A 24,862-nucleotide genomic window follows, 5' to 3' on the forward strand; every position below is an offset into this window, starting at 1 on the left:
TCGTTATTAATTAGCAGTCGTCCACTGGTTCTGTTATGGATTTACCAGAAATAAATTCGGAATGAAACGAACCACAGAGACGCAAAGGACACAGAGGAATAAAGAGGAGAAAGCTTTTCTATTGGAGGTTCTCTATGCAAAGCTATCTATTTCATTTTGAAATCTTTGAGGAGAAATGGCATGACTGTACTTGCAAATAAACTAGCTAATATTAGTGGTAGCCAAAAGGGTAATTTTGTTTGCGATAATGAGAGGAGAATTACCAAGCTTATACTGTTTGCAATGACAATTTGTTTGAAGAAATATTCGGGGTCACGCAGTAGTTTTCCTTTGAAAAATAATTTAGCTGAAAGCCATCCAATTTCTAACATAATTCCTCCTAATAATTTGTGAATAAGTTTAGTAAGGCAAAACCTATGAATAATCCTGGAATTACACCAGCGGGTCCAAATAATGCTCCCAATGTGGCTGAAAACTGATAACCAATATCTTTTCCAGCTAATAGCATTGCACCAACAGCACCACCAACCATAGATAAGGCTGTTGCTATTAATATCCAGGCGAATTCTGTTGCTATGTTTAGTTCACCAGTTGCTAAGGTTGTAAGAAATTCTTTCATGTCGGTGTTAGTCTAGATATGGTGATAGGAGTAGTAAAAAGTTTAAGGTTAATCCATCCCTACGCGCATTTCTACTTCTACATCTTGTATGGCTTGAGCGACGGCTTCTGCTTGTGCTGTTTGCTGATTTTGGGTGAATATTCCCCAAGCTTCTTGATAGTAGGTATATGCTTTGAGGAGATTTTTAGGATTACCCGATTCTGGCTTCTCGATGTCGTCTGGTAAGTTGAATAAGGCGTTGGCTTTGTTAGATATGGTGTTAGCATATTCTAAAGGTGTGTCTCTGGCGTAACGCACTTTTAAGGCTTCGTCATAAGCTGCGATCGCACGTAAGTTATTATCGACAGGATGGGAACTGACTAAATATTGCAACGCATTACCCAAATTGTTCTGTAACATTGCATATTCCCTGGGATGGTCAATTAAGTTAATATGCTTTAATGCCACTTCAAAGGATTGCACTGCTAAACCTTGACGCAAGTATTCCCGTTCTGATGACATGGGCATGGAAAGGTAGGCGATCGCAATATTATTGTATAAAATCGCGTATTCTTGTGGGTAATCCTCCCAGGTAAATACCTGCAAAGCCTCGTGATAAGCTTTGATGCTGTCCGTCATCCGTGCCTGATTGAATGCTACCAGCGATTGCAACGCCAACCCAAAATTCATCTGTGCTTCGGCAACTTCTTCTGGCAAGGCTAATTGTTGTAAAATGGGTAAAGCCTCTTCATAGCCTGCTTTCGCTTGCAGCAACAGTTGCGACCCTTGATCAGGAATACTCTGTAACGTCCCTGACATCCCCACCAAGGCGCGAGCTTTCAATAAGGCGTACTCCTCACCACACATCTGATATGCTCGGTAATATAGCCCCACTGCGTTCCGCAAATCTTGAGCGGTTTTAGGTTGCTTATGAAAGCCTTGTGCCATTTCGATCAGCATCTCGATTTTTTCTGCTGCTGTCGCTGACTCTGATTTGATAGCTGCGATCGCCGCCTGAATTGCTGAATCTGTAATGCTGGGGTTCATAACTGCCTTGAGTTGGTCAACACCCATCAAGTGGGTTTATTAACTAAGCGGATTTACGCAGATTTTGAATCCCATAGCCATTCTTCTATGTTCCCTGATAGAAACTAGGAAACATCATTCCCCATACTCTGGCAATAGAGTAAATCAATTTTTTTACTATAGAACAATCTATTTCTCAAATCCTAGAGGGAAATTGCCAATATTAATGTCAGCTTTAAACACATGAAATATTGAATAGCTATTTTGGCGTTGCTGATTGTGAGTATTAATTGGGTTTCGGACAACTTACTTAAATAATTAATTTTTATTTAATGAAAAATAATTATCTAAAAACTTAGATTATATTAATGAATAAGTATTAGACATCTCCGACCAAAAATGTAGAGACTCCCACAAAAAATGTAGAGACGTTCCATGGAACGTCTCTACAAGGGTTTTGAAAGAAGCATAATTATTTTCTGGAGATGTCTATTGAAAAACAGGTGATACTCTACAATCCTGATCACCTAGTTTGGCATGATCAACAATAGATAAGCGTGTAGCTAATGACTAACGTACTATGGCTGCAAGGTGGTGCGTGTTCAGGCAACACCATGTCATTTCTCAACGCCGAAGAACCGACAGTCTGCGATCTGATTGCCGACTTTGGCATCAAGGTACTTTGGCATCCATCCTTGGGACTGGAAATGGGTAACGACTTGCAAACCCTCCTCTGGGATTGCGTTTCGGGCAAAATACCCCTAGATATCTTAGTCTTTGAAGGCAGCGTTGTAAATGCCCCCAACGGCACTGGGGAATGGAATCGCTTTGCCGATCGCACAATGAAAGATTGGTTAACTGATTTGTCCCAAGCGGCTAAATTCATTGTCGCCGTGGGAGACTGTGCCACATGGGGCGGAATCCCAGCAATGTCACCCAATCCCAGCGAATCACAAGGGTTACAATTTCTCAAGCGTCAAGAAGGCGGCTTCTTAGGCAAAGACTTTGTTTCCAAAGCCGGCTTACCTGTGATCAACATTCCCGGATGTCCCGCCCATCCCGATTGGATTACGCAGATATTAGTAGCGATCGCCACTGGACGCATAGCCGACATCGCCCTAGATGAATTGCATCGTCCTCAAACCTTCTTCAACACCTACACCCAAACAGGTTGTACTCGTAACGTTCACTTTGCTTACAAAGCATCAACCGGGGAATTTGGTCAACGCAAAGGTTGCCTATTTTATGATTTAGGTTGTCGTGGTCCCATGACACATTCATCCTGCAACCGCATTTTGTGGAACCGTGTTTCCTCCAAAACTCGTGTCGGGATGCCTTGTTTAGGTTGTACAGAACCAGAATTTCCCTTCTTTGACCTCCAGCCAGGAACCGTATTTAAAACCCAAACAGTCATGGGGGTTCCCAAGGAATTACCGCCAGGTGTCAAACAGAAAGACTATGCCGTATTGACAATGGTAGCCAAAGACGCAGCACCAGCTTGGGCAGAAGAAGACTTTTTCACGGTTTAGAAGTCAGGAAGAAACGAACCACAGAGGCGCAGAGTACACAGAGTTATGAGAATTTGAGAGGCTTCGCCGTGAGCATCAGCCCTTAGCGAAGCTTCCCGAAGAGTACGGTTTTTTGCGTAAGTCTGATTATGCCGTTCTGTACAGGTAGGGTGTGTTATCGCGTAGCGTAACGCCCCAATTCTGATTTTAGGTGCATGAGGAGAAATGTCTGTAACGCACCCTACTAATTACTTAAAAGAGAGGAGAGAGAATGACAATTAAAACACTAGATATTTCGCCTGTTGGTAGAGTCGAGGGCGATTTAGATGTGCGCGTAGATATTGAAGATGGGCGGGTAGTTAACGCCTGGACTCATGCGGAACTGTTTCGAGGATTTGAAATTATTCTCCGAGGTAAAGACCCCCAAGCCGGATTAATTGTCACACCCCGGATTTGCGGTATCTGCGGTGGTTCCCATTTAACTAGTGCATCTTGGGCATTAGATACGCTCTGGGGTACAGAAGTGCCTCGCAATGCAATTTTGGCGAGAAATTTGGGTCAAATTGTCGAAACCATCCAAAGTATTCCCCGCTATTTTTATGGACTGTTCGCTATTGACTTAACTAATAAAAAATACCGTCGCAGTCGCCACTATGAAGAAGCTTGTCGCAGGTTTGCGGCTTACACTGGCAAGTCTTATGAAATTGGTGTGACAATTTCTGCCAAACCTGTAGAAATCTATGCTTTATTAGGGGGACAATGGCCTCACAGCAGTTATATGGTTCCTGGTGGTGTGATGTGTGCCCCGACTCTGACAGACATTACCCGCGCTTGGGCAATTCTGGAATATTTCCGGACTAATTGGTTAGAACCAGTGTGGCTGGGTTGTTCATTGGAACGTTACGAACAAATCCACACTTATGATGATTTCATGGACTGGTTGGATGAAGACCGCAATCATCGTGAGTCAGACTTGGGTTTTTATTGGCGCATGGGTTTAGATATCGGTTTGGATAGATATGGCGCTGGTGTTGGTAAATATGTGACTTGGGGATATTTAGCCCATGAGGATAAATACCAAAAGCCGACTATGGAAGGGCGAAATGCGGCGATGATTATGAAGGGTGGCGTGTATGACAGCTTCAGTGATACTCACTCTTTGATGGATCAGTCTTTTCTGCGGGAGAATACTACACATTCCTGGTACGATGAGGGAACAGCAGATATTCATCCAAGCGATCGCACTACTAAACCCACTGCGAACAATACCAAAGACTTTGAAAATGCCTATTCTTGGTCGAGTGCTGTCCTACACAAAGACTTCGGACGTTTGGAAGCGGGACCTTTAGCCCGACAGTTAGTAGCTGGTGGTAATCACGGCGAATCCTGGCAACACCACGACGGGTTTATTTTGGATGTCTTCAAACAAATGGGCGGTGCTAGTGTTCATGTGCGTCAGCTAGCACGAGTTCACGAACTTGTCAAGTTATATCGCCAAGCGGAACACTGCTTACGCGAGTTTAAATTAAATGACCCTTGGTATATTAAGCCTACAGAAAGAGATGGTAAGGGTTGGGGTGCAACGGAAGCGGCGCGGGGTGCTTTGTCTCATTGGGTTGAGGTGGAGGGCGGTAAGATTAAAAATTACCAAGTGATTGCTCCTGGGACTTGGAATATTGGACCCCGTGACGGTGAGGGTAAACGCGGTCCCATTGAGGAGGCTTTAATCGGGACACCTATTTACGATTCTAGCGACCCTGTGGAAGTTGGTCACGTGGCGCGCGCTTTTGATTCTTGTTTGGTGTGTACTGTTCACGCCCATGATGCGAAGACTGGTGAGGAGTTGGCGCGTTTTCGGACTGCTTAAAAAATGCTGACATCTTGATAGCAGCAATTGGTGATAGTTGCTATCAAGAATTCTTGATTTCAGTTTGTTTAGTACAACACACATTGAGTTACAATAGTTCTACAAGTGGTTACAATTTTACTAGATATACTTTGTGCCTAAAGTCATTGAAATACCTATTGATTTAACTCACTTTGAGCTTCCTCAAGCTGTCCAAGAACGTCTTCAATCTCTATTGGATCGCCAAGAAGCAGGCAAAGTGCTTACCCAAGCAGAACGACGGGAAGCAGAAGGGTTGGTTGAGCTAGCAGAATTTTTATCTCTGTTGCACTTGCGATCGCAGCGTATGATAGAGCAGGAATAAATGGTAACTATTCCAATTGCTTTACGTCGATTAGTCATTAAAAGAGCATCTGATCACTGTGAGTATTGCAGTTTATCCCAAGTAGGTCAAGCAGCAACATTCCATATTGATCACATTACTCCTGTAGTAGCAGGAGGTACAACAACAGCAAATAATTTGGCACTGGCGTGTGTGTCCTGTTCATTACGTAAAGCTGCTCGACAAATGGTTGAAGACCCGGAAACAGGTGAAAAAGTCCTAATTTTTAACCCTCGTCAACAAGTATGGAAAGAACACTTTCACTGGGATGGTGTAAAAGTTGTGGGATTAACAGCTATAGGACGAGCAACCATTAATACACTCAAAATGAATCGTGAAATTATGCTGGCCATTCGGGCAGAAGAGGAATTCCTGGGTCGTCATCCGCCGTCATTCCCTTAGAAGTTAGCAACGATGCATTTTCTGGTTGAGATCATGACAGGATTTTTATCTTTCGTATAGTGAAACACGATTTTCGTAGACACCAGCGCCCAGTTGACTAGCATTGTTCTTCCTTCAGAGATTGCTTGGACTGACTCAATTACCCTCCAGAAACAATACCAAGAAACAGATTTATTAATGTTTTATTAAAAAGTAGCCAAACCAACCAAAATACAAGATGAAGAATTACTATCATCCAAAACTCAACTTGATAGGAAGCTTTGCTACTTTTGTGATGTAATTGGCGTTGGGCAATAAACGCACCTAACCAACCACCCATAAATTCGCATAGATGTAAAGTCTTTTCTTGCACTCTCCATCGTCCTTTCTTTGCACGAGATTTATCGTCAGCGTACAGTGCCAAGGTAATTAAACTCATACAAGGATAAAGGATGAGAGGAATTGGAATGCCCGTACTCAATAAAAAATGGATGGAACCCAAGCCAGGTAGTAGAGATAAAAGTAATGTCTCGAATGCTAATGATGAAGATTTCACCATAGGCTTGGGTTTCAAATTCATAGGTGTGCTAGAAGATGAGGACTGAGATATAGGTTTTGATACAATCATCCCTTCAATCGAAGCATTACACGCGCGTAACTTGCCGTTTTGTTCAACTGCGAGTTGATAACAAATAATATCACCAACTTGGGGACGACGGTTAAGATTTTTAAATGCGCTGATGTGAAGAAATACTTCTTGATTACCAGTGGTGAATTGTATAAAACCAAAACCCTTATCATCTTTCCAAGTAGTTAGTTGCCCTTTGTGTAAAACAGGTTTCATGAACAAGCCGTATATATAGACCTACTTTATAGTATGCCCCTGTTTATACCAATAAATAGCACTAACGCAATTTTTATAAATTGAGCGTCTAAATATTTCTTAAAAACTCGTAGCGTAACACACTAAAATTCATAGAACTAATGCGTTAGGCTAGCCGTGATGCACTTCAACAAAACATAAATTTATAAGGTAAGCTTGTGCCTGATATAGCGTTACATAAATATCTTCCTCGCCTTCCTGAAGCCGCACTGCAAGAATTCATAGAATGGTGTGTTTTGGAACAGGCAAAAGCCGCAGGTTGTAATTTTACTCCAGACCAAAGTAAGTTAAATAACTTGCCACCAGCAGAGTATATTCCTAAGCTAATTGACCAGTTTATGAAAGTTAAACCAGACCCAATTAAAGCCGGGTTAGTCGCTGCAATCGCGGGGAAGGAAGCTGATAAACATGGTTTATCTGGTTTGGCAGTTGTCGCCGATTTTATCGCACTTTATGTCAAGTATTTAATTCCTAAAGAGGGTAATACTCCAGAACAAGCAGAAATGATATTAACTGACGCATCACAAAAGCAGTGTGAAAAATTCACAGAAATTGCTAGCAAATATGGTGTAAAGTTTTAGTTTTAAAAGTTTTGGGCGAATATAATTCGCTACTACTAAGGATTTTAAACCCAGGTTGCTGGGTTTTGTCTGTGTAGCCTCGACTTCTATTCGCCAAGGCTTTACTCTCAGAGGTTTTGTCTGTCTCATCAGTCGAAGCCTCTGATTTAGCAACTCATGATTGCCTAATTTTAAAACTCTTGCTAACTATCATTGGTTGCGGTAACCTCAACCGCAGTGACGACGCTGTAGGCGTAATTATTGCCCAACGCCTACAACAATATCTAACCGAAAATCCCCACCCTGATGTGCGAGTTTATGACTGTGGAACCGCAGGGATGGAAGTAATGTTTCAAGCCAGAGGTAGTAAAGCATTAATAATTATTGATGCAAGTTCTACAGGTTCTGAACCTGGTGCTGTATTTCAAGTCCCAGGAGAAGAACTAGAAGCTTTACCAGAATCTAGTTATAACTTACATGATTTTCGTTGGGATAACGCTTTAGCAGCTGGACGAAAAATATTTGTCAATGACTTTCCCCAAGACGTAACAGTTTACCTAATTGAAGCCGCAAATCTTGATTTGGGACTAGAATTAAGTCCCATAGTCAAATCTGCTGCTGATTTAGTTCTTGAACAATTAACCAAACTCATTAACCAGAATAGATAGACTTAATTAACAATCCAAAATCCAAAATCCAAAATCCAAAATTAACTTACGCCCAATCACGATAAACAGACAGTTCATCTACCCTCATTTCAAAGGGTATACCTTGACTATCTGGGGGACAAACACGGATTTTAGCGCTGCTGATAATGGAGTTTAGTAACGTTCCCATTGGCACGATTTGTCGCAAAACCCGCCAATTAGTAACTTGATCAGGACATTCAATTACCAATGTCATCGCATTAGCGCGAGTTGTGACATACCAGCGACAATTAGAGAGCAGATTTTGAATGATGCGATCGCATCCGTCATAAAAATACCTACTAATAGAATATTCTAGTTGTTGTCGCAGGATAATATCTGCCGATGTCGGCTGCTTAGGATGAGAATCATCACTATTAAAATAAAAGTTATTGTTCGCCATATCTCTTTATGATCCTAGTTATTTGCCAATAGCCATCCCATAGAGAATATCTTTATTGGTTTCTAATAATTCTTGGGTTTCATCATCGTAAAACGCACCAATTCCACTACAATCAATCCCCAAATAATTACTCACCAAATAAATTCTTTGACCGATAAAACCAGCTAATTGCATAGCAGTTTGATAATTGATATAGTTAGATGCAAAAAACAAAGTTACAGCGCCATCTCTCGCGATCGCTTGATTCACACATAAGTAACCTGTTCGTTCCCCGAAATTACCCGCTTTCAGCAGATGCGTACCTTTATATAATCCCGGCGATATCCCCTCTACTCGATGTATAACAGAGTAAATTTCGATGTCCTCAAAATTCTCTGTTGGTATTGATTGTGTAATTTGTCGCCAGATATATAAATAGTCTTCTTGAGAAATAAACTGTTTCCGGAAACGTCTAATAGAACGTCTATTCCAAACAGCTTGATAGAATTTATCTTTGTCCAAGTTAAACTGTGGCTGTTCTAGTAGCTGTGCCGAACTCTGCTGTATAGCAGTTAGTTCATAGCTATGTTCAATAAATTCATTAGCCTCAAAATAATCTGTCCCAGAGACAAAAGGAACCTTCAGCCTTAAACGCCTGACTGGCTTTTCTTGCACTTCACCTGAGATTATCCCAGCAGTAATAAACTCTTTATTTTCAAAGCCTAAAACTGTATTAAGAGCAAGTTTATCAAAGTCAAAAATCAGTTGTATATCTTGGTTATGCAGATAAGCTGATGCTGCGATCGCACCTAAATGATGACCGCTATCTAAAAAGCAATATCTCAGGCTTCTATCCTGATATTTCCAGCTAGACCTATAATAAACACAACTAATTAAAAAAATGCATCCCTTGATACTTTTACCCGGTATAATATAACTTTCTAGGCCATCATCAATTAATTCATAAATCAGAGTTAGACAATTATTCTCAACTTCTAGATGATATATACCATCTATTATTCCCGACATCCCGCGAATTTGCACATAAACTTCCGTAGGGTATAAAGCGCCTGCTGAGGGGTTTACCCGGAGTTTATAAGGGACATCTTTATATGCCTTTTCCAGAGTAACTGCACTGGTTAACCAGATAAAAGAATGCACGGGATTATTGAGATTTAATTTTACCCGCCGATAAAACTTGGGATAAACTTTAAATGCAGTTGGCTGGGTGGAAGCATCTACATAATTGGGATTAATCTGTACAGATAAGTAAGAATGCTTGGTGATATCGTGGTACGCCGTCTCTAAATTCTTACTTTGCGGCATTTTTGAGTAATCCTAAAATCTCTATATTGCTAGCAAAATCTATGGCTTGATAATCGTCTAAGTTTCTTAATTCCAAATTAGGGTTGTGTTGTAGAAGTAATTTAGCCACACCTGTTTTTCCTGCTGATGCTGCATACATTAACACAGTTGCACCATTATCATTTTGATTATTAATGTTAATTTTGGCAGCTAGCAGCAAGCTAATTAACTCGTAATGATTGCCGAAACAAGCAAACCATAAAGCATTATTATTATCATTATTTTTAGCATTAATATTCGCGCCCAAATCAATGAGTTCTTTGACAACTGCATAAACTCCCTCTCTAGTTGCTTTCATCAAAGCCGTATCGCCATTTTCACCTGCTTGATTCAAGTTTTGGGGATTGTAGCCTTTTGCTATCATCCATTGCTTGGTGACTTCACTCAATTTTTGCTTTTTGATCTGATTCATGACTAATCCTTAATATTTCTAGATGGACTCAGAAAGGTGAATAATAGGTTATACCTAGCATTCTTCAGCTAAACATACATTCCTAATGATTAGAGTCGTTTAAACTCTAGCTAGTTAATAGCTTTAAACACCCCTTGACAAAAGTCTGGCATTTATTTGATACCTGAATAAAACAGGTTAATATTAGGACAATGTTCACGCAGATTTCAGTCATTTTATGATTGAATCTATCTGAGGTGCTGCGTAATTTTTAACTGAACCAGAATTAAGAGAGAAATGTCTAAAATAGCCTTGTATCGCTTTTTGTGGAAGTTTAGGTTCACTAGCAACTATTTAGCTTACTTATATATTATCACTCTGATAATTTTAAATTATGAATCATTTATAAAGATCCCAAGACATATTGGGGTTAATTAGCGAAATAAAACCTAAAAATGCAGCCAAAGCTACAGTCATTTAAGAAAAATCAGCTATTGGACATCGACCGAAATTGAATATGCTTTTTCCAAAACCTTTGTCAAGATAATACCTTTGGGGAAGTCTTCGGCTACATGAATGGTTGAAAATTTAAGCGAGTAACAATTTAACTATTATCTGTCAATAGAAACTATCTGTTAAATTTATACAAGATTTGATTTAAATTTGACGAAAGTATGATAGATTTTCATATATCCGGTTCTAGTAGAAATTAGCTATTAGAGGTAACGGGGAAAGTTCGGTGTAATTCCGGCGCTGTCCCGCAGCTGTAAACAGATTTTAGATTTTTATTTTGAGATATGAAGATGGCATCAGACATTCCCAAATCCTAAATTTAAAATTTAAAATTACGTAAGTCAGAATACCCGCCGATAAAAAAGTAACTTTAGCTAAAATCTACGAGGTATAGATGACAGCACAACATACAATATTTGTTTGTACCACTTGTGCGAGTAAGTGGGAAGGTGGGAAGCGTGTTGGTGAAAGTGGTGGAGAAAAATTTCTGAAACACTTGGAAGCACATTATCCCAATTGGGAATTGAACACAGAATTTGTGATTCAACCAGTGAACTGCATGAGCGCTTGCGATCGCTCTTGTGTGGTATCCTTTGCTGCACATGGTAAATCTACATATCTGTTTGGTGACATTTCGCCTGAGTTATCACCCGCAGATGTGGCTGGAGTATTCGAGTGTGCAGGTAAATATCATGCTCATCCAGAAGGTTTATTACCGTGGAGTGAACGTCCAGAACCACTCAAAAAAGGAATTTTGGCACGTATTCCAGCAGTACCCACTCCCTGACTGATAAAATCCACTGAAAGAAAATCATGTAACTAACAATACCGAATTTGAAACGGATTTTGGCGATCGCAATCTTATTTACATTCAGATGCGATCTCTTTCTTCAATCTAGCTCTTTGCGCCTGGTGCGTAGGACAGCCAGCGAAATTTAGTATTTCATCCAAATAATGTGATTAAATACCAGTACCTTCGCCAACCTGACCTTAACCCTCAATGCAAAAACCAAAGTCAATTAAGATTTCCAAAGCCACACGCTACCAAAATGCAGCCATAGATTACTATATGGGACTCACAGGTTCTTCCTATCTACATTACGGTTATTGGGAAGCAATCCCAACTATTGGAGAAGAATTGACTTTAACTGACCTGCGTGAGGCGCAAGAAGCCTATGCAGCGAAACTTTTTAGTTTCATCCCCGAAGGAATTCAAACCGTACTGGATGTAGGCTGTGGTATTGGTGGTAATGCCAAATCTCTTTGGGAACGTGGTCTGAGTGTTGAAGGACTAGCACCCGATGCAATCCAAAAAGAGAAATTTATTCAAAATACTAACGGTAAAATACCTTTCTACTTAACGACATTTGAAGATTTTCAGACTTCACATTCCTATGATTTAGTTCTCTTCAGTGAAAGTAGCCAATATATGGCGGTGGAAGATTTAGCTGAAGGTGCAGCGCGTTTACTTAATAATGGTAGTTACTTACTCATAGCAGATATGATGCGCCTTGATGCCGAATACAAAGAGGGCATTTTTTCTAATTGTCATATTGCTCATGAACTTCAAGCAGCTTTAGAGAAGACAGGATTTAAATTAATCAAATCCGAAGATATTTCTCAATCTATTGCACCAACAATTGATTTGTGTCTGAGTAATTTTCGGACATTTGGACTGACCACATTTAAATATATTGCTGATGTTGTCAAGATAGCAGTTCCACCTGTACATACAATAGGAAGTTGGGCTTTTAAACGTTGGCTGGATCAACCAATTACTGAGGGTCTAGCTGCACGACAGATTTTTGACAGTCATCTTTGTTATCAAATTCAACTCTGGCAGTTATAAAAGTTGCTGAGACACGATTTATCGCGTCTGTACAAGAGATATTACGCATCAAGTCTAGGAAAAATTTTAAAATATGTTTGTTGAAAATTGATTTAATATTGGCGGTCAGCTTGAAGATGCGGTGGCTCAAGAGTTATCATCCAGACATTGTTTAGGAAATAACATCACCTTTTTTAGTCAGCGATCGCACAAGTATATCAGGAGTCAACCACTCATGAATTTCCGCCACTTCCTACATTCACAGCCACTGCATAGGATTTTGTCTGCATCTATTTTTCGCGTCCGCCAGGGTTTAGCAGCCAACTATAATTGCTTGACTGGGGTAGCTGTCGCTTTAGTTATTTCTATCCCAACTTTAGCTTCAGGTGCGCCGTTGCGAGTGGGTGTGGCTGGTTCTGCTCCTTTTGTAGTTCGCAAAGATACAGACACGAATGGCATTAGTGTGGAAGTCTGGGCAGAAGTGGCTCGCTCTCAAAATATAGAGTATGAATTAATACCGCAATCCAGCGTTGCCAATGCCCTAGAAGTTGTGAATCAGGGAGAATTGGATTTGTTGATTGGCCCCATCACAATTACAGCCCAGCGCCTAGAAAAAGTTGACTTTACCCAACCCTATTTTTCTACAGAAATTGCTGTCTTAACAGCAGCAGATGATCCCAGTATTTGGAGTCGGGTAAAACCTTTTTTTGAGACTGCGGTTTTAACTTCCGTGGGCGTATTAGTTATCCTGATGTTCGTGGTGGGGAATTTGGTTTGGTTGGCGGAACGAAATAAAAATAGCGAGCAATTCCCGAAAAATTACTTCCAGGGAGTGGGTAATGGGATGTGGTTTGCACTTGTAACATTGACTACAGTGGGATATGGCGATCGCGCACCGGTTACCCGTCTCGGTCGTTTCATCGCCGGGACTTGGATGGTATTAGCTCTAGTCACAGTTTCTTCACTGACAGCCGGACTTGCTTCAGCCATAACCATCGCCTTATCCGGTGATTCTACTGAACAATTTACCAATCCCTCAAGCTTAAAAGATGCTAGGTTAACGACTGTTGAAGGCTCATCTAGTGCTGAAGTTGTGCAGAACTATAGTAGTCGAGTGCAAAAAGTGGCAAATTTGGCAGAAGCCGTACAAAAATTGTCTGATCAAAAAGCAGATGCAGTAGTTTTCGACCGTCCCGCTATGGAATATTACCTCACGCAAAATCCCGAACTGAATTTAAAATTAACTAACTTGTCTCTGGGAACTGAGCTTTATGGGTTTGTCTTACCCATCGATAGTCCTTTAACCAAAGACCTCAACATTGAATTGCGAAAGATGTCGGAAAATGGCACTTTGGAAGACATTTCTTCTCGCTGGCTTAGTAATAGTCCAGACAATTCTCAAAATTCTGCAATCTAGTAATCCTAGATGAAAAAGATCCCCGAATTCTTCAAGAAATCGGGGATCTAAACCTTCTGAGAGTTCAAAGCAATACTCTACACAAGATATGGTTCTTGGTGAGTTTTAATTGTGCAATTAGAACGGGGATAAGTAACGCAAAGTAGAGCGAATCCTTTAGACATTTGCTCGTCATCTAAAAAGATTTGATCAGATTGATCAACTTCACCTTCAACAACTTTTCCTACACAACTAGAGCAAGAACCTGAATGACAAGAGAAAGGCAACTCAATACCATTTTCTTCGGCTCCTTCCAAAATGGTACTTTCTTCATCGATTTCAATTGTGGAGTCGAGTTCTTGCTTTTTGTTGATTAATCTAACTTGATAGCTTGCCATTTTCCGATTCTCCTCAAAAGTTATACGATGAAATTGATTTTGCTCAGTTTGTGAGTTTCTGTTACCTAGTGAACTCCAAACTTCCAGAAACAGCGCGGAAGAGGACACTGCATTGATGGGGTTCCTCCGGCTGTAAGTAATGATAAGTGGTATCGGTTTCACCAACTTGCGCTTTTTCCAAACCCGTAGATTAGCAAGTGTCCATGATTTCTAGGGTCAGCTTTGAAGGCTCAATTACGAATTACGAATTCACAGCGGTACTAGCTGCAAGGTACACCAGTGGGTGTGCCATCATCGGTTTTGAATGATTTTCCGCAACCGCAGGTATCACTTGCATTAGGGTTAGTGAACTTAAAGCCACTTTCCATTACCCCTTCTACAAAATCGACCACAACCCCGTCCAATAACGGCGCACTTTTAGCATCAACATAAATCAACACATTACCTTGTTGAATTACCAAATCATCTGGTTGTGGTTTGCTAGTGACATCAATGCCATATTCATAGCCATTGCAACCACCATCTTTTACAGATATCCGGATGCCTTTTGAAGCGTCATTATTGTCAGAGGCAGAACCTCTAATAAATGCCCGCAGACGAAACTCTGCTTTTTCTGTTAGACTAACAGCCATTACGTCTCCTGATTTGTCGCGATGAAGTTTTATGGAAGGCAGGTGATAGTGTTTTGTCCGTTGTCTAATAACCAATAACCAAAGAATTTTTGATTTTGAACTTGCGATTTTAGATTGCAGTTTAATCCAAAATCTAAAATCTAAAATCTAAAATTGATTGACTAATGACTACTTTGTACAATTGCTTGTAGGTTCCAGGGATGGAGGTTGTCCGTATCTCCAGGGTGCAGTGTTACCACATACAGGACAAGCGCGATCGCGTTGAGAACGGCGCTTGGCAAATTCCATCCGATTCAAGTCAATTGTCAGCAATTGCGATAACAGAGGTTGACTGAACCCAGTGATCAGCTTAATCGCCTCCAACGCTGTTAGACAAGCTAGTGTCCCAGATACAGCGCCCAGAACAGAAAAAGCACGTCTATCCCACTCAGGCTTTTCTGGAAACAGACAGGATAAACAAGGAGTCACACCCGGAATAATTGTAGTTAGGTAAGCCTCCATCCCGTCCATTGCAGCCTCCACCATCGGTTTACGCCAACGCACACAAGCTGCATTCAGCAAGTCGCGTTCCGTAAAATTGTGGGCGCAATCCAAGGCCATATCAGCCGATTGCACTAAGGAGTCTACATTTTCCGCAGTGACATAATCATGAACTACATCAACTTTGATATCAGGATTGATAGCTTCCAGAGTTTCTTTAGCTTTGAATACCCTGGGTTTACCTACCCAATCATCAGTCATTAAAATCTGACGGTTCATGTCATCCAATCGCAAGTCACCACCCCGGACTAAGATTAGTCGCCCAACGCCCGCTACTGCTAAGTAAAGCGCCGCCGTACCACCTAATCCCCCCACACCTGAAACCATAACTGTCGCTGACTTCAGACGTTTTTGAGCTAGTTCGCCAAAGTTTGGCAGCATCATTTGGCGACTATAGCGTTCTAATTCGGTAGGCGTTAGGTTGATCACTTTTTACCTCCTAATCAGAAGTGATTTCTGTCAGCGTAACTACATTCTTCGGCTTGTCATTAAACACTTTGAACAGCTTTTCTTCATAAGCTGTTGATTTTAGGAAAAGATCATGAGCTTTTTGCAAAGCTAACGAATATTGAGTGAGTATTTCTGCTGAAGTTAAACCATGAGCATTATCATCAACTTCTGCCATAAATTGCGAAAACTTCTTCAAAATATGCAGACGATTGACATTGACATTTTCTTTGTCGTAGGGCAAATTGAAGAACTGAAAAAATTCTTCTGCATCTACAAGCTTTTTGAATTCATTCATAGTTCCAGTCATTGATCATTCTCCATTGTTTTTAGCTGTTGCTTAAGCTCATCTAGCTGTTGATAGATTTTATAAGTCGCCGCCGCCACATCCATCAGGGTTTTGTAATCTGTGGGCAGACCTTCTGCTAAATCATGCAGATCCATCTTCATTTGACCAGCTTTACTATTGAGCCGCTTAATTTTGGTTTTGATTTCTTCAATACTTGTTTCGCTCAATTGCGCCATTTATTACTCCTGATGATTAAGTTGAGCAAAAAACAAACACTTTTGTGTCTAGTACCGCAAGGCGGAAGTCAAAAGTCAAAAGTCAAAAGTCAAAAAGCTTATAAAATGGGCTTTTCATGGATTTTGAATGGTCTGTTTATTTACGCCAACTTGTACTAGTGCCTAATGGTTGAAAACACAAAGACACTAAGACACAAAGTTAAATCAAGTTTTTAGGCAGTCTTAAAGGTTGCCGACTTCAGGAAATCTCTTGGCTAAGTCAACACCTTTTTTGACATAGTTTTCGCCTTCTTCTGCTAATTTTTCCATTGAGTCAAAACCAAAGCGATGAGCATCACGTAAGGTTTTTACAGTTAGCAAAAGACGACTAGAAAAAACCAGCGCCCAGCCGAATCCTTCATGGCTCAAGTCAATGACGACCTGAGAGATTAGACCTGTTTCTTGTTCAATAGCAGCGGCTACAGCCCGGAAAAATGCCATAATCCGCGCCTGAGTAATCGGGTCAACTTCACCCTCAATTGAAATTTCGCGTTTCTTTTGTTTGGTAATAACAAAGGGTTTGAGGATTAATTCATCTGACCAATTACGATAAACTCCGTAAGTATCTTGTCCCCGAATTTGTTGGACTAATGTCTTGAGAAAAGGGGAGTTCAAGACTACTGTATCGGTGCTTCCGTTCACATTATTGTTTGTACTCATACCGTTGCTTCAACTTGAGATTAGTCTACAAAGTTTGGAGTGGTTTGTCTTAAAGCTTTACGTAACCAAGGTGGAGGATTACCTTTGAGGGTTTTGACGAGTTTATCGAGGACTTCACTAATTTCCTCTTCCTCTGATTTAGCTTTGACTGGGGTAACGCCTTTCTTAATTAAGCGAGCTGCGGCACTACCACCAATTGCTGTCACATAAACGATGGTACAATCAACTAAAGCATCAAGTTTAGGATTGATTTTATCTTCGTTACCATCTTCTTTTAAGTCACCGTCAAATTTCAGGGTTTCGAGAAATTCATATCCCTCGTCGGAGATTTCGTAAACATCAATTTCTCTCGCCCATCCGAAGTGAGCATTAATATGAATCCGGTCACTTGTGGTAAAGGCTATTTTCATTCTCTTGTCCTGAATTAAGGATCGGATATTGGATATGAGAGGTCTTGAGTATTGAGGAAGAATCTGTATTGGTGAATCAGAGTACAAAATGCCAAAATCACCTTTCTTCTTCTTTGCGTCTTTGCGCCTACCCTGCGGGAACGCCTAACGGCGAATGCGCGAAACAAATTCTTATTCCTCAGATACCAATTCCCATAAATGTTTAACTCTCTCTTCTTCGGCTTCTAAAAATAGGTTCCCGATGCCAAATAAAAGCTCCATTGTGCCTCGATATCCAACTTTCGTGAAGTATCCATTACCCAAACGGTCGTATATGGGAATACCCAAACGATACATAGGAATCGAGAGACGTTTGGCGATCGCACCTACGTTAGAATTACCAATGAGTAAATCAGAACCAGCTGATAGTTGCTCAAAGTCATCTAAGTCGCCGATGGTGACGCTTTTAACCGGGAGTTTTTCCAATAGTGGCGATCGCGTCGTAGTCACCACTGCATGAATTTGAGTCCCCATCGATTGCAAAAAGTTCACCGTTGACCATAATAAATCAGGTTCCAACGCCAAAGACACTCGTTTTGCACCAAAATAAAAATGAGTATCAAGCATCGCATCTTGTAGCTGGCGACGTTGACGGCGGTATTTTTCGGGAACGCTATTACTACTCAGAATCGCCAATGCTTGCAGAAACTCATCCACAGCATCCAATCCAGTCAGTTCACCAAACACCTCGTAAGGTATGTTAAAGCGCTCCTCCAGGATTTTGGCGGCTTCTCGCATACTTTCGCCCAAAGCGATGGTAAAGGCGGAGCTACCTATGTCTCGTAGCTGTTTTATGGTTGTGCCACTAGCTGTAACCGAACTATAACCATCTTCTAAATGACCATCGAGGGAAGCACCAAGATCAGGGACAATAATTGGCACTAAGCCAAAAGCAGTCACCATTTCCTTGATTTCCTGCACATCCCCTGGTGTCAGAGAAGAACCCGCCAAAATCGTCACCTGTTCGGTTCTAATTCCACCAGCCTTGGGGATTTCCCTAACGATACTTTCCACAGCCGCAGCAAAACCATCTTGCAGCGCTCCCTTGAAATCTGGGGTAGGAGCAAATACAATCGGTAAATGATCTAATTCCGGATGGCGATCGCGGATATCCTTCAGAAAACGTTCCAGATCATCTCCTCTAGTTTCCGTCAGCCCCGTACTACATAGACCAATAATTTCCGGCTGCACCTTTTCCACTAAGGTAAGAATTGCCTGTTCCACATTCTCCTCGCCACCCAAAATAGTAGAAACTTCAGTCATGGCTGTAGTGGCTAGGGGAATAGCTTCCCGAAAATGCCGTACAAGCACAACTTTAGCGAAGGCCGTACAACCTTGGGAACCGTGGAACAGAGGAATCATCCCCTTCAACCCCAAAAAGGCTAAAGACGCACCCAAAGCTTGGCTTTGCTTCAGAGGATTAACAGTCAGTGGTTTATTGGGAAGATTAACAATCGCCATTATATTAATACCAAATTGCATTCATTGGATCTACGCAAAAACCTCTCAAACCCTCATTCCTCTGTGAACTCTGTGCCTCTGTGGTTCGTTTTTCCCTAACTTCATTGATTCATCGCATCGTCGGGAGAACATCAGCCAAATCATCCCTCCAACTCTTCCCAAGGCGCAGGCTTACGTATTTGTTCCCAAATAGGACTATAAAGAGCCTCATACAATTCTCGTGCCATTTCAACCATCCCCGAATAACCAGCATAAGGATGGTGACGTTCTTGATTAATATCCAGAAAAGGAATCCGAGCCTTCAGAGCAGTATATTGGTTACGACCACCAGCAATCAACATATCAGCGCCAGTTTCCTTCACCAGCCGTAACAACTCCTGAGCGTTACCCTTCTCCATCATAATGCCATCGTTACCAATCAACTTCTTAATCCGGGCTTTATCTTCCTCAGTGCTTTTTCTCGTACTGGTAGCAACAACTTCAATCCCCAAATCCTTCGCCGCCGAGATAATCGACCAACTCTTAACACCGCCGGTATACAAGACAACCCGCTTACCTTTAAGTCGAGCGCGATAGGGAGCCAAAGCCAAATCAAGAGCCGCAGTTTCTTCAGCAATTAGCTTTTCTGTGCGTTCCTGCAAATCCGCATCACCCAACTTAGCAGCAATATTTCGTAGACAACGATTCATATCATCGATGCCATAGAAAGACTCTTCAATGTAAGGAATGTTGTAGCGTTCCTCCATTTTCCTGGCCATATTGAGCAAAGCGCGTGAGCAGATCATCACATTCAGCTTGGCACGATGGGCATAACGAATATCATTGAAACGAGCATCACCCGTAATTTTAGATAAAACCCGAATGCCTAATTTTTCTAACAGTGGAGTGACTCCCCACATTTCTCCGGCGATGTTGTATTCACCTATCAAGTTAATATCATAAGGCGTAGTTGTTTCTGGTTCTGCTGTACCAACTACATATTCCAGCAACGCTTCACCACCAAAGCGGTTACCCAGATTTTTACTACCAATAAAGCCCGGAGCAATCACCGGAATCACAGGAATACCAGTTTTCTCAGTTGCAGCCTTGCACACAGCATCCATATCATCGCCAATCAGCGCTGTTACACAGGTAGCATAGACGAAAATTGCTGGTGGTTTGTAGCGATCGCTAAGTTGCAGAATTGCCTGATAGAGCTTCTTTTCACCCCCGAAAATCACATCATTCTCACTCAAATCGGTAGTAAAGCCAGTTTTGTAGAGTAAAGGCCCAGAGGAGAGACTACCACGACTACCCCAAGAATTACCAGCACAGGCGATCGGCCCGTGGACTAAATGAGCTGCATCAGTAATAGGTACCAAGGCAATCATTGCACCATCAAAAGCACAGCCCCCTTGAGCCGCACCTGGTTGAGCTTGTTGGGTGCAAGATTTGTTTTTCTTTTCGCCCTGTTTTTGCTGATTGTGTTCACATCCTGATTCACTGAGCAGCTCGTTGATTTTGCCTTGGGTACTTTTCATCTCTCTTCTCTTCTCTCTCTTGCTGGATCGACAGTGTTAATATCAGTTATTAGCCTATTCACTGAGTAATAGACCGCCTGCAAAAATCTGCTTTAGTCCACATTTACAGCAGATAATTTATCAGTGTAAATTTGTGGTATAGTTCTCATAAAATAGACTTTTGCCAGATGCTTAATGAGTCATAAATGGAGACAAATATCTAACAAATGTATTTCGTGACATCCTCTCCACACTCATCAGCAAGATAAGATAAAGCCCGAAAACGCATTCCCACAAACTCGTCATATAAGGGATTGAGTTTACACAGAGGTGGAATATGAAAAGTTCGCCCAAATAAACTAATACTGCGCTCAAAGGGACAACAACAAGGAATTACCTGACAAATTACATGAGCAAGGCGGGAATTTTTAACCGGAACTTTATCCAGCCGATTACGCAAAGGATTGAGAAGATTGGAAAACCAGCCTGATTTTTTATTGTTAGGTGGATGGTAATTAGGATGAGAGTGAGTGTGATTGATACTTTCCATAATAGATATCTCAGGTCAATATTGGAAAAAAAAGGAAGGTAAGTTGGGGATTGTGTATCGGGAATTGGAAATGGGGTATTGAGAAATAAATTTATTCTTAGTCCCCAGTCTCTACTTTCTAGAAGCAGAGAAGGAGCGGGGACAAAGAAAGGGAGAATCATTTTGTGATGAGTCCCATTTATTCCCCCCTGCACCCTGCACCCTGCTCCTCTGCCTCTTCCCTATTCCCCTGACTTACCCTTGATTAGCACGCTGCGTAACCAATTCTTAACGAATCAAGTCGTAAGAAATATCAGTCTTAGAAGGAATATTGGTGTTGCGGTCAATTTCCTCGAAGATTGTATTTACAATCCAGTTGAGCAAGTTGATGATACCTTGGTAGCCGATGGTGCTGTAGCGGTGTAAGTGGTGGCGATCCATGATAGGATAACCAATTCTGACGAAGGGAACCTTACAGTCGCGCCATAGGTACTTACCGTAGGAGTTACCGATGAGCAAGTCTACGGGTTCGGTGAACAACAAGGAACGCATATGCCATAGGTCTTTACCGCCCCAGATGGTTGCGCCTTGACCAAAAGGACTAGAATCTAGTAAAGTTTGAAGTTCTTTCTCAAATACTTCGTTGGAGTTGTTAACCAGGATGTGGACAGGTTCAGCACCCATTTCCAACATGAAGCCAACTACGCTGATAACTAAATCTGGCTCACCAAAGATAGCAAAGCGCTTACCGTGAATCCATGAATGAGAGTCAGTCATTGCATCAACTGCACGACCACGTTCAATTTCTAGTTCTTCGGGAATGGCTGTACCAGTTAGTTCGCTGAGTTTCATCAAGAACTCATCAGTACCCTTGATACCCCAAGGACGGGAAACTGAAGTGGGTTGCTTCCACTCTTTTTCAATGTATTCACGGGTTTTGGTGGTAGAGTATGCTTGCAGAGCAATTGTAACTTTACCGTTAATTGAATCTGCTGCATCTTCTAACTTTGTACCACCTGGATACATATCAAACTCACCAGTGTTGGGTGAATCTAAATAGTCGCTGTTGTCAGCAAGAATGGTGTAGTCAAAGCCGAACAGGGAAGCAATGCGCTTGATTTCCCGGTTGTTTCCTACGTATGTATCAAAACCTGGGATGAAGTTGATTTTGCCATTGCTGGTAGCTTTCTTCTTACCTGCGGTCAGGTTAGAAAGAATACCCTTCATCATGTTGTCGTAACCAGTGATGTGGGAACCAACAAAGCTAGGAGTGTGAGCGTAAGGAACTGGGAAATCTTGAGGAACTGAACCAGCTTCCTTAGCGTTGTTGATGAAAGACTGTAAGTCATCACCAATTACTTCTGCCATACAAGTTGTGCAGACAGCAATCATCTTAGGCTTGTACAGTTGGTAAGAGTTCGCCAAACCGTCAATCATGTTTTGCAGACCACCAAACACCGCAGCGTCTTCAGTCATTGAAGAAGACACACCAGAGAATGGTTCTTTGTAGTGACGGGTTAAGTGGGTACGGAAGTAAGCAACGCAACCTTGAGAACCTTGAACGAAAGGCATTGTAGCTTCAAAACCAACAGCCGCAAAGATTGCACCTAAAGGTTGACAGCCTTTCGCAGGGTTAACAGTTAAAGCTTCACGAGCGAAGTTCTTTTCACGATATTCCCAACCCTTGGTCCATTCTGCAACCCGTGTAACTTCTGCGGGGTCGTGACCGTTTTCAAATTCTTTCTTGTTTTGGAATAGTTGTTGGTATTCTGGTTGGTGGAATAACTCAACGTGATCTTGAATATTTTCTGGATTCTGAGGCATTTCTACATCTCCAAGCTTACTGTTCGTTACTGATTGAGGAATCTTGTAGTGGGAGTGGGAACATGACTCAAAACTCAGAATGCAAAAATCAAAAGAAACTCTTAATTTTTGAATTTTGAACCTTGAATTCCCGACTCCCCCTGGGGCTAAAACCCCAGGCTATCCCTACTTATCCCTTTGCCATTTTCCTAAGCTGTAACTTTAGCCTTAGCCTTTTTAGCTTGAGCTTTTTCGTTCCAGGGAGCGCCAATTAAACCCCAAGTTGGGCTGTTGAGTGCCAAATCCATATCACGAGCGAAGATAGCGAAGCCATCATAACCGTGATAAGGACCGGAGTATTCCTGGTGATGCTTCAATAGCTTCAAATAGCTGAATGTTTGCAGTAAGCAGTGTCAGCGATAAACATTGTTCGCTGATCACAAATTTATTTTTAGGCTAAATATAGGCTAAATCATAGCGATACATCATCAGGGTGAAGACAAGTTCGGTTAATTAATTACGCCACAATGCACCCCACCCCGCAAGCGGAGAGGGGAGACAGAGCTTCAATTTGGCGGGTTTCCAAGTCTAATCATTTTCATCTACCGAAGGCAGTTTTCTTCGTTGAAGTCTGCAAGCACACCAGCAAAGAGAACAGATGAGAACAAAATTACTCTTAGAGTTAGAGCAAGTAAATCTGCGTTTGAAGTCTGCAAAAGCTAAGGTAACGGTGAGAGCATCAAATGGAAGTCTGCAATTACGGGCGACGTTACCAATTAAACCGGGAGACAAGGACACAAAAGGCACTGGGAGAAAGCAATATAATCTCAGCTTGAATATTCCCGCTAACTTGGATGGAATCAAGACGGCGGAAGAAGAAGCTTATGAATTAGGAAAGTTAATCGCTAGAAAAAGTTTTGAATGGAATGATAAATATTTAGGTAATGAGGCGATTAAAAAACAATTTAAAACTATAGGTGAGTTACTCGCAGAATTTGAAGCGGAGTATTTTAAAACTCATCAGCGCACAACTAAAAGCGAACATACTTTTTTTTATTATTTCTCCCGCACTAAGCGATTTACTAATGCTCAGGATTTAGCCACACCTGAAAATCTCATCAGTTCAATTGAGAAAATTGAAAAACAATGGGCAAAATATAACGCCACTAGAGCCATAGCAGCTTTTTGTCAGACATTTAAAATCGAAATTGATTTATCTCAATATTCCAAAATGCCGGAGAATAATTCCCGGAATATACCGACTGATACGGAAATAGCCGCAGGAATTGTTAAGTTTGAAGATTACTTAAAAAACAGAGGTAATCAAGTTAATCAAAATGTGAAAGATAGCTGGCAGCTTTGGCGCTGGACTTATGGAATGTTAGCCGTTTTTGGTTTACGTCCACGGGAATTATTTATTAATCCTAATATTGATTGGTGGTTAAGTCAAGAAAATGCAGATTTAACATGGAAAGTCCATAAAGATTGTAAGACTGGTGAAAGACAAGCTTTACCGTTATATAAACAATGGATTTCGGAGTTTGATTTAAGAAATCCTAAATATTTAGAGATGCTGGCAACCGCAATTAGTAAGAAGGATAATACTAATCATGCTGAAATAACGGCATTAACTCAACGAGTTAGTTGGTGGTTCCGTAAAATTGGCTTAGATTTTAAACCTTATGATTTACGTCACGCTTGGGCGATTCGGGCGCATATTTTAGGTATACCAATTAAAGCGGCGGCAGATAATTTGGGGCATAGTGTGCAAGTGCATACGGAAATTTATCAGCGTTGGTTCTCGCTAGATATGCGGAAGTTGGCGATTAATCAAGCTTTGAGTAAGCGGAATGAAGCTGAGGTGATTCGGGAGGAGAATGGCAGGTTGATGATGGAGAATGAAAGGTTGAAAATGGAGCTTGATAAGTTGAGGATGGAGTTGGTTTATAAGCGGAGTTAAGTAAATTCATGTGGTGATTCACAAAGCTGATGCCGCACAGGATTATAGTAGACACGTCCGGAATATGATTTGGGTACAAAAAATGGTAGAAAGTAAAATTGACCTTCTACCAACATCTAATTAAATGATTAGTATCTTTGATTATATACAAAAGTATCCCTCGCGTGCAAAGCAA

General features: G+C 41.3%; 27 protein-coding genes, 2 pseudogenes and 1 riboswitch. Of the genes and pseudogenes, 10 read left to right on the forward strand and 19 right to left on the reverse strand.

Going from position 1 to position 24,862, the window contains the following annotated elements; translation table 11 throughout:
• Positions 1 to 146 precede the first annotated feature (146 nt).
• The 3 genes from AACX33_RS03840 to AACX33_RS03850 are packed head-to-tail and all read right to left on the reverse strand — an operon-like array spanning position 147 to position 1,645.
• Complete coding sequence (locus AACX33_RS03840) at positions 147 to 371, reverse strand: hypothetical protein (protein WP_227788856.1); 225 nt, start codon at positions 369 to 371, stop codon at positions 147 to 149.
• 8 nt (positions 372 to 379) lie between these two features.
• Complete coding sequence (locus tag AACX33_RS03845) at positions 380 to 619, reverse strand: hypothetical protein (RefSeq protein WP_193999499.1); 240 nt, start codon at positions 617 to 619, stop codon at positions 380 to 382.
• 48 nt (positions 620 to 667) lie between these two features.
• Positions 668 to 1,645, reverse strand: coding sequence for a hypothetical protein (locus AACX33_RS03850; protein WP_193999575.1), 978 nt, complete (start codon positions 1,643 to 1,645; stop codon positions 668 to 670).
• 545 nt (positions 1,646 to 2,190) lie between these two features.
• Between AACX33_RS03850 and AACX33_RS03855 the strand changes: the two genes are divergently transcribed.
• The 4 genes from AACX33_RS03855 (at position 2,191) to AACX33_RS03870 (ending at position 5,762) form a co-directional block, all read left to right on the forward strand.
• Positions 2,191 to 3,153: a hydrogenase small subunit gene (locus AACX33_RS03855; protein ID WP_193999501.1), complete on the forward strand. Its 963-nt coding sequence runs from the start codon at positions 2,191 to 2,193 to the stop codon at positions 3,151 to 3,153.
• Between the two features lie 250 nt (positions 3,154 to 3,403).
• Complete coding sequence (locus AACX33_RS03860; protein ID WP_193999503.1) at positions 3,404 to 4,999, forward strand: nickel-dependent hydrogenase large subunit; 1,596 nt, start codon at positions 3,404 to 3,406, stop codon at positions 4,997 to 4,999.
• Between the two features lie 133 nt (positions 5,000 to 5,132).
• A complete protein-coding gene (locus AACX33_RS03865; protein WP_193999506.1) occupies positions 5,133 to 5,342 on the forward strand; it encodes a hypothetical protein in 210 nt (69 codons plus the stop codon).
• Complete coding sequence (locus AACX33_RS03870) at positions 5,343 to 5,762, forward strand: HNH endonuclease (RefSeq protein ID WP_193999508.1); 420 nt, start codon at positions 5,343 to 5,345, stop codon at positions 5,760 to 5,762.
• A 139-nt stretch (positions 5,763 to 5,901) separates the two neighbouring features.
• On the opposite strand, the gene AACX33_RS03875 is transcribed toward AACX33_RS03870, so the two are convergent.
• Positions 5,902 to 6,585, reverse strand: coding sequence for a DUF1294 domain-containing protein (locus tag AACX33_RS03875; RefSeq protein WP_193999511.1), 684 nt, complete (start codon positions 6,583 to 6,585; stop codon positions 5,902 to 5,904).
• Positions 6,586 to 6,782: 197 nt separating this feature from the next.
• Here AACX33_RS03875 and AACX33_RS03880 point away from each other — a divergent pair, with 197 nt between their 5' ends.
• On the forward strand, positions 6,783 to 7,205 hold the full coding sequence (locus AACX33_RS03880) for a hypothetical protein (RefSeq protein ID WP_193999513.1): 423 nt from the start codon (positions 6,783 to 6,785) through the stop codon (positions 7,203 to 7,205).
• Between the two features lie 179 nt (positions 7,206 to 7,384).
• Positions 7,385 to 7,852: a hydrogenase maturation protease gene (locus AACX33_RS03885; protein WP_193999577.1), complete on the forward strand. Its 468-nt coding sequence runs from the start codon at positions 7,385 to 7,387 to the stop codon at positions 7,850 to 7,852.
• Between the two features lie 46 nt (positions 7,853 to 7,898).
• On the opposite strand, the gene AACX33_RS03890 is transcribed toward AACX33_RS03885, so the two are convergent.
• From AACX33_RS03890 to AACX33_RS03900, 3 genes are read right to left on the reverse strand one after another with little or no spacing between them, the layout of a single operon-like run.
• Positions 7,899 to 8,273, reverse strand: coding sequence for a hypothetical protein (locus AACX33_RS03890; protein ID WP_193999515.1), 375 nt, complete (start codon positions 8,271 to 8,273; stop codon positions 7,899 to 7,901).
• An 18-nt stretch (positions 8,274 to 8,291) separates the two neighbouring features.
• The gene (locus AACX33_RS03895) at positions 8,292 to 9,578 is read right to left on the reverse strand and encodes a nitroreductase family protein (RefSeq protein ID WP_193999517.1); all 1,287 of its coding nucleotides are present in this window, start codon (positions 9,576 to 9,578) and stop codon (positions 8,292 to 8,294) included.
• Complete coding sequence (locus AACX33_RS03900; protein ID WP_193999519.1) at positions 9,565 to 10,029, reverse strand: ankyrin repeat domain-containing protein; 465 nt, start codon at positions 10,027 to 10,029, stop codon at positions 9,565 to 9,567. The genes AACX33_RS03895 and AACX33_RS03900 overlap by 14 nt, the downstream gene beginning before the upstream one ends.
• Positions 10,030 to 10,685: 656 nt before the next feature.
• A riboswitch (cobalamin riboswitch) is annotated at positions 10,686 to 10,893 on the forward strand.
• Between the two features lie 22 nt (positions 10,894 to 10,915).
• Between AACX33_RS03900 and AACX33_RS03905 the strand changes: the two genes are divergently transcribed.
• The 3 genes from AACX33_RS03905 to AACX33_RS03915 all read left to right on the forward strand — a co-directional run bounded on the left by AACX33_RS03905 (position 10,916) and on the right by AACX33_RS03915 (position 13,766).
• Positions 10,916 to 11,308: a DUF1636 family protein gene (locus AACX33_RS03905; protein ID WP_193999521.1), complete on the forward strand. Its 393-nt coding sequence runs from the start codon at positions 10,916 to 10,918 to the stop codon at positions 11,306 to 11,308.
• A 213-nt stretch (positions 11,309 to 11,521) separates the two neighbouring features.
• Positions 11,522 to 12,370, forward strand: coding sequence for a class I SAM-dependent methyltransferase (locus AACX33_RS03910; protein WP_193999523.1), 849 nt, complete (start codon positions 11,522 to 11,524; stop codon positions 12,368 to 12,370).
• Between the two features lie 121 nt (positions 12,371 to 12,491).
• Positions 12,492 to 13,766 carry a transporter substrate-binding domain-containing protein gene (locus AACX33_RS03915; protein WP_227788857.1) on the forward strand — a complete coding sequence of 425 codons (1,275 nt, stop codon included), beginning with the start codon at positions 12,492 to 12,494 and terminating at the stop codon, positions 13,764 to 13,766.
• A 77-nt stretch (positions 13,767 to 13,843) separates the two neighbouring features.
• Here the strand turns inward: AACX33_RS03915 and AACX33_RS03920 are convergent, their stop codons facing one another.
• The 12 genes and pseudogenes from AACX33_RS03920 to AACX33_RS03975 form a co-directional block, all read right to left on the reverse strand.
• Entirely contained in the window at positions 13,844 to 14,143 is a 300-nt protein-coding gene (locus tag AACX33_RS03920; protein WP_193999525.1) for a 2Fe-2S iron-sulfur cluster-binding protein, read from the reverse strand.
• A gap of 260 nt (positions 14,144 to 14,403) precedes the next feature.
• Entirely contained in the window at positions 14,404 to 14,775 is a 372-nt protein-coding gene (locus tag AACX33_RS03925; protein ID WP_193999527.1) for a HesB/IscA family protein, read from the reverse strand.
• A gap of 168 nt (positions 14,776 to 14,943) precedes the next feature.
• Positions 14,944 to 15,744, reverse strand: coding sequence for a ThiF family adenylyltransferase (locus AACX33_RS03930; RefSeq protein ID WP_193999529.1), 801 nt, complete (start codon positions 15,742 to 15,744; stop codon positions 14,944 to 14,946).
• Positions 15,745 to 15,754: 10 nt separating this feature from the next.
• Positions 15,755 to 16,072, reverse strand: a complete 318-nt coding sequence (nifW, locus tag AACX33_RS03935; protein ID WP_193999531.1) for a nitrogenase-stabilizing/protective protein NifW — start codon at positions 16,070 to 16,072, stop codon at positions 15,755 to 15,757.
• Positions 16,069 to 16,287, reverse strand: coding sequence for a CCE_0567 family metalloprotein (locus AACX33_RS03940; protein WP_193999533.1), 219 nt, complete (start codon positions 16,285 to 16,287; stop codon positions 16,069 to 16,071). The genes nifW and AACX33_RS03940 overlap by 4 nt, the downstream gene beginning before the upstream one ends.
• Before the next feature lie 222 nt (positions 16,288 to 16,509).
• A complete protein-coding gene (locus AACX33_RS03945) occupies positions 16,510 to 16,986 on the reverse strand; it encodes a NifX-associated nitrogen fixation protein (RefSeq protein WP_193999535.1) in 477 nt (158 codons plus the stop codon).
• Positions 16,987 to 17,006: 20 nt separating this feature from the next.
• Positions 17,007 to 17,396 carry a nitrogen fixation protein NifX gene (nifX, locus tag AACX33_RS03950; protein WP_193999537.1) on the reverse strand — a complete coding sequence of 130 codons (390 nt, stop codon included), beginning with the start codon at positions 17,394 to 17,396 and terminating at the stop codon, positions 17,007 to 17,009.
• A gap of 171 nt (positions 17,397 to 17,567) precedes the next feature.
• Positions 17,568 to 18,896, reverse strand: a complete 1,329-nt coding sequence (gene nifN / locus AACX33_RS03955) for a nitrogenase iron-molybdenum cofactor biosynthesis protein NifN (RefSeq protein ID WP_193999539.1) — start codon at positions 18,894 to 18,896, stop codon at positions 17,568 to 17,570.
• A gap of 140 nt (positions 18,897 to 19,036) precedes the next feature.
• Complete coding sequence (nifE, locus tag AACX33_RS03960) at positions 19,037 to 20,416, reverse strand: nitrogenase iron-molybdenum cofactor biosynthesis protein NifE (RefSeq protein ID WP_193999541.1); 1,380 nt, start codon at positions 20,414 to 20,416, stop codon at positions 19,037 to 19,039.
• A gap of 199 nt (positions 20,417 to 20,615) precedes the next feature.
• Positions 20,616 to 20,945, reverse strand: coding sequence for a Mo-dependent nitrogenase C-terminal domain-containing protein (locus AACX33_RS03965; RefSeq protein ID WP_193999543.1), 330 nt, complete (start codon positions 20,943 to 20,945; stop codon positions 20,616 to 20,618).
• 267 nt (positions 20,946 to 21,212) lie between these two features.
• Positions 21,213 to 22,748: a nitrogenase molybdenum-iron protein subunit beta gene (nifK, locus tag AACX33_RS03970; protein ID WP_193999545.1), complete on the reverse strand. Its 1,536-nt coding sequence runs from the start codon at positions 22,746 to 22,748 to the stop codon at positions 21,213 to 21,215.
• A 188-nt stretch (positions 22,749 to 22,936) separates the two neighbouring features.
• Positions 22,937 to 23,098, reverse strand: a pseudogene (locus tag AACX33_RS03975) (nitrogenase molybdenum-iron protein alpha chain); the annotation flags it as partial.
• A 227-nt stretch (positions 23,099 to 23,325) separates the two neighbouring features.
• On the opposite strand from AACX33_RS03975, the pseudogene AACX33_RS03980 reads away from it, so the two are divergent.
• Positions 23,326 to 24,687: pseudogene (locus tag AACX33_RS03980) on the forward strand (site-specific integrase); the annotation flags it as partial.
• Positions 24,688 to 24,862: the final 175 nt, after the last annotated feature.

The sequence above is a fragment of the Nodularia sp. LEGE 04288 genome (assembly GCF_963896525.1).
Classification (GTDB): Bacteria; Cyanobacteriota; Cyanobacteriia; order Cyanobacteriales; family Nostocaceae; genus Nodularia.

Bases quoted from the DNA above. Each gene is read 5' to 3' on its own strand.
- AACX33_RS03840 (WP_227788856.1), bottom strand. From the start codon at position 371: ATGTTAGAAATTGGATGGCTTTCAGCTAAATTATTTTTCAAAGGAAAA.
- AACX33_RS03845 (WP_193999499.1), bottom strand. From the start codon at position 619: ATGAAAGAATTTCTTACAACCTTAGCAACTGGTGAACTAAACATAGCA.
- AACX33_RS03850 (WP_193999575.1), bottom strand. From the start codon at position 1,645: ATGAACCCCAGCATTACAGATTCAGCAATTCAGGCGGCGATCGCAGCT.
- AACX33_RS03855 (WP_193999501.1), top strand. From the start codon at position 2,191: ATGACTAACGTACTATGGCTGCAAGGTGGTGCGTGTTCAGGCAACACC.
- AACX33_RS03860 (WP_193999503.1), top strand. From the start codon at position 3,404: ATGACAATTAAAACACTAGATATTTCGCCTGTTGGTAGAGTCGAGGGC.
- AACX33_RS03870 (WP_193999508.1), top strand. From the start codon at position 5,343: ATGGTAACTATTCCAATTGCTTTACGTCGATTAGTCATTAAAAGAGCA.
- AACX33_RS03875 (WP_193999511.1), bottom strand. From the start codon at position 6,585: ATGAAACCTGTTTTACACAAAGGGCAACTAACTACTTGGAAAGATGAT.
- AACX33_RS03890 (WP_193999515.1), bottom strand. From the start codon at position 8,273: ATGGCGAACAATAACTTTTATTTTAATAGTGATGATTCTCATCCTAAG.
- AACX33_RS03895 (WP_193999517.1), bottom strand. From the start codon at position 9,578: ATGCCGCAAAGTAAGAATTTAGAGACGGCGTACCACGATATCACCAAG.
- AACX33_RS03900 (WP_193999519.1), bottom strand. From the start codon at position 10,029: ATGAATCAGATCAAAAAGCAAAAATTGAGTGAAGTCACCAAGCAATGG.
- AACX33_RS03905 (WP_193999521.1), top strand. From the start codon at position 10,916: ATGACAGCACAACATACAATATTTGTTTGTACCACTTGTGCGAGTAAG.
- AACX33_RS03910 (WP_193999523.1), top strand. From the start codon at position 11,522: ATGCAAAAACCAAAGTCAATTAAGATTTCCAAAGCCACACGCTACCAA.
- AACX33_RS03920 (WP_193999525.1), bottom strand. From the start codon at position 14,143: ATGGCAAGCTATCAAGTTAGATTAATCAACAAAAAGCAAGAACTCGAC.
- AACX33_RS03925 (WP_193999527.1), bottom strand. From the start codon at position 14,775: ATGGCTGTTAGTCTAACAGAAAAAGCAGAGTTTCGTCTGCGGGCATTT.
- nifW (WP_193999531.1), bottom strand. From the start codon at position 16,072: ATGACTGGAACTATGAATGAATTCAAAAAGCTTGTAGATGCAGAAGAA.
- AACX33_RS03940 (WP_193999533.1), bottom strand. From the start codon at position 16,287: ATGGCGCAATTGAGCGAAACAAGTATTGAAGAAATCAAAACCAAAATT.
- AACX33_RS03945 (WP_193999535.1), bottom strand. From the start codon at position 16,986: ATGAGTACAAACAATAATGTGAACGGAAGCACCGATACAGTAGTCTTG.
- nifX (WP_193999537.1), bottom strand. From the start codon at position 17,396: ATGAAAATAGCCTTTACCACAAGTGACCGGATTCATATTAATGCTCAC.
- nifN (WP_193999539.1), bottom strand. From the start codon at position 18,896: ATGGCGATTGTTAATCTTCCCAATAAACCACTGACTGTTAATCCTCTG.
- nifE (WP_193999541.1), bottom strand. From the start codon at position 20,416: ATGAAAAGTACCCAAGGCAAAATCAACGAGCTGCTCAGTGAATCAGGA.
- AACX33_RS03965 (WP_193999543.1), bottom strand. From the start codon at position 20,945: ATGGAAAGTATCAATCACACTCACTCTCATCCTAATTACCATCCACCT.
- nifK (WP_193999545.1), bottom strand. From the start codon at position 22,748: ATGCCTCAGAATCCAGAAAATATTCAAGATCACGTTGAGTTATTCCAC.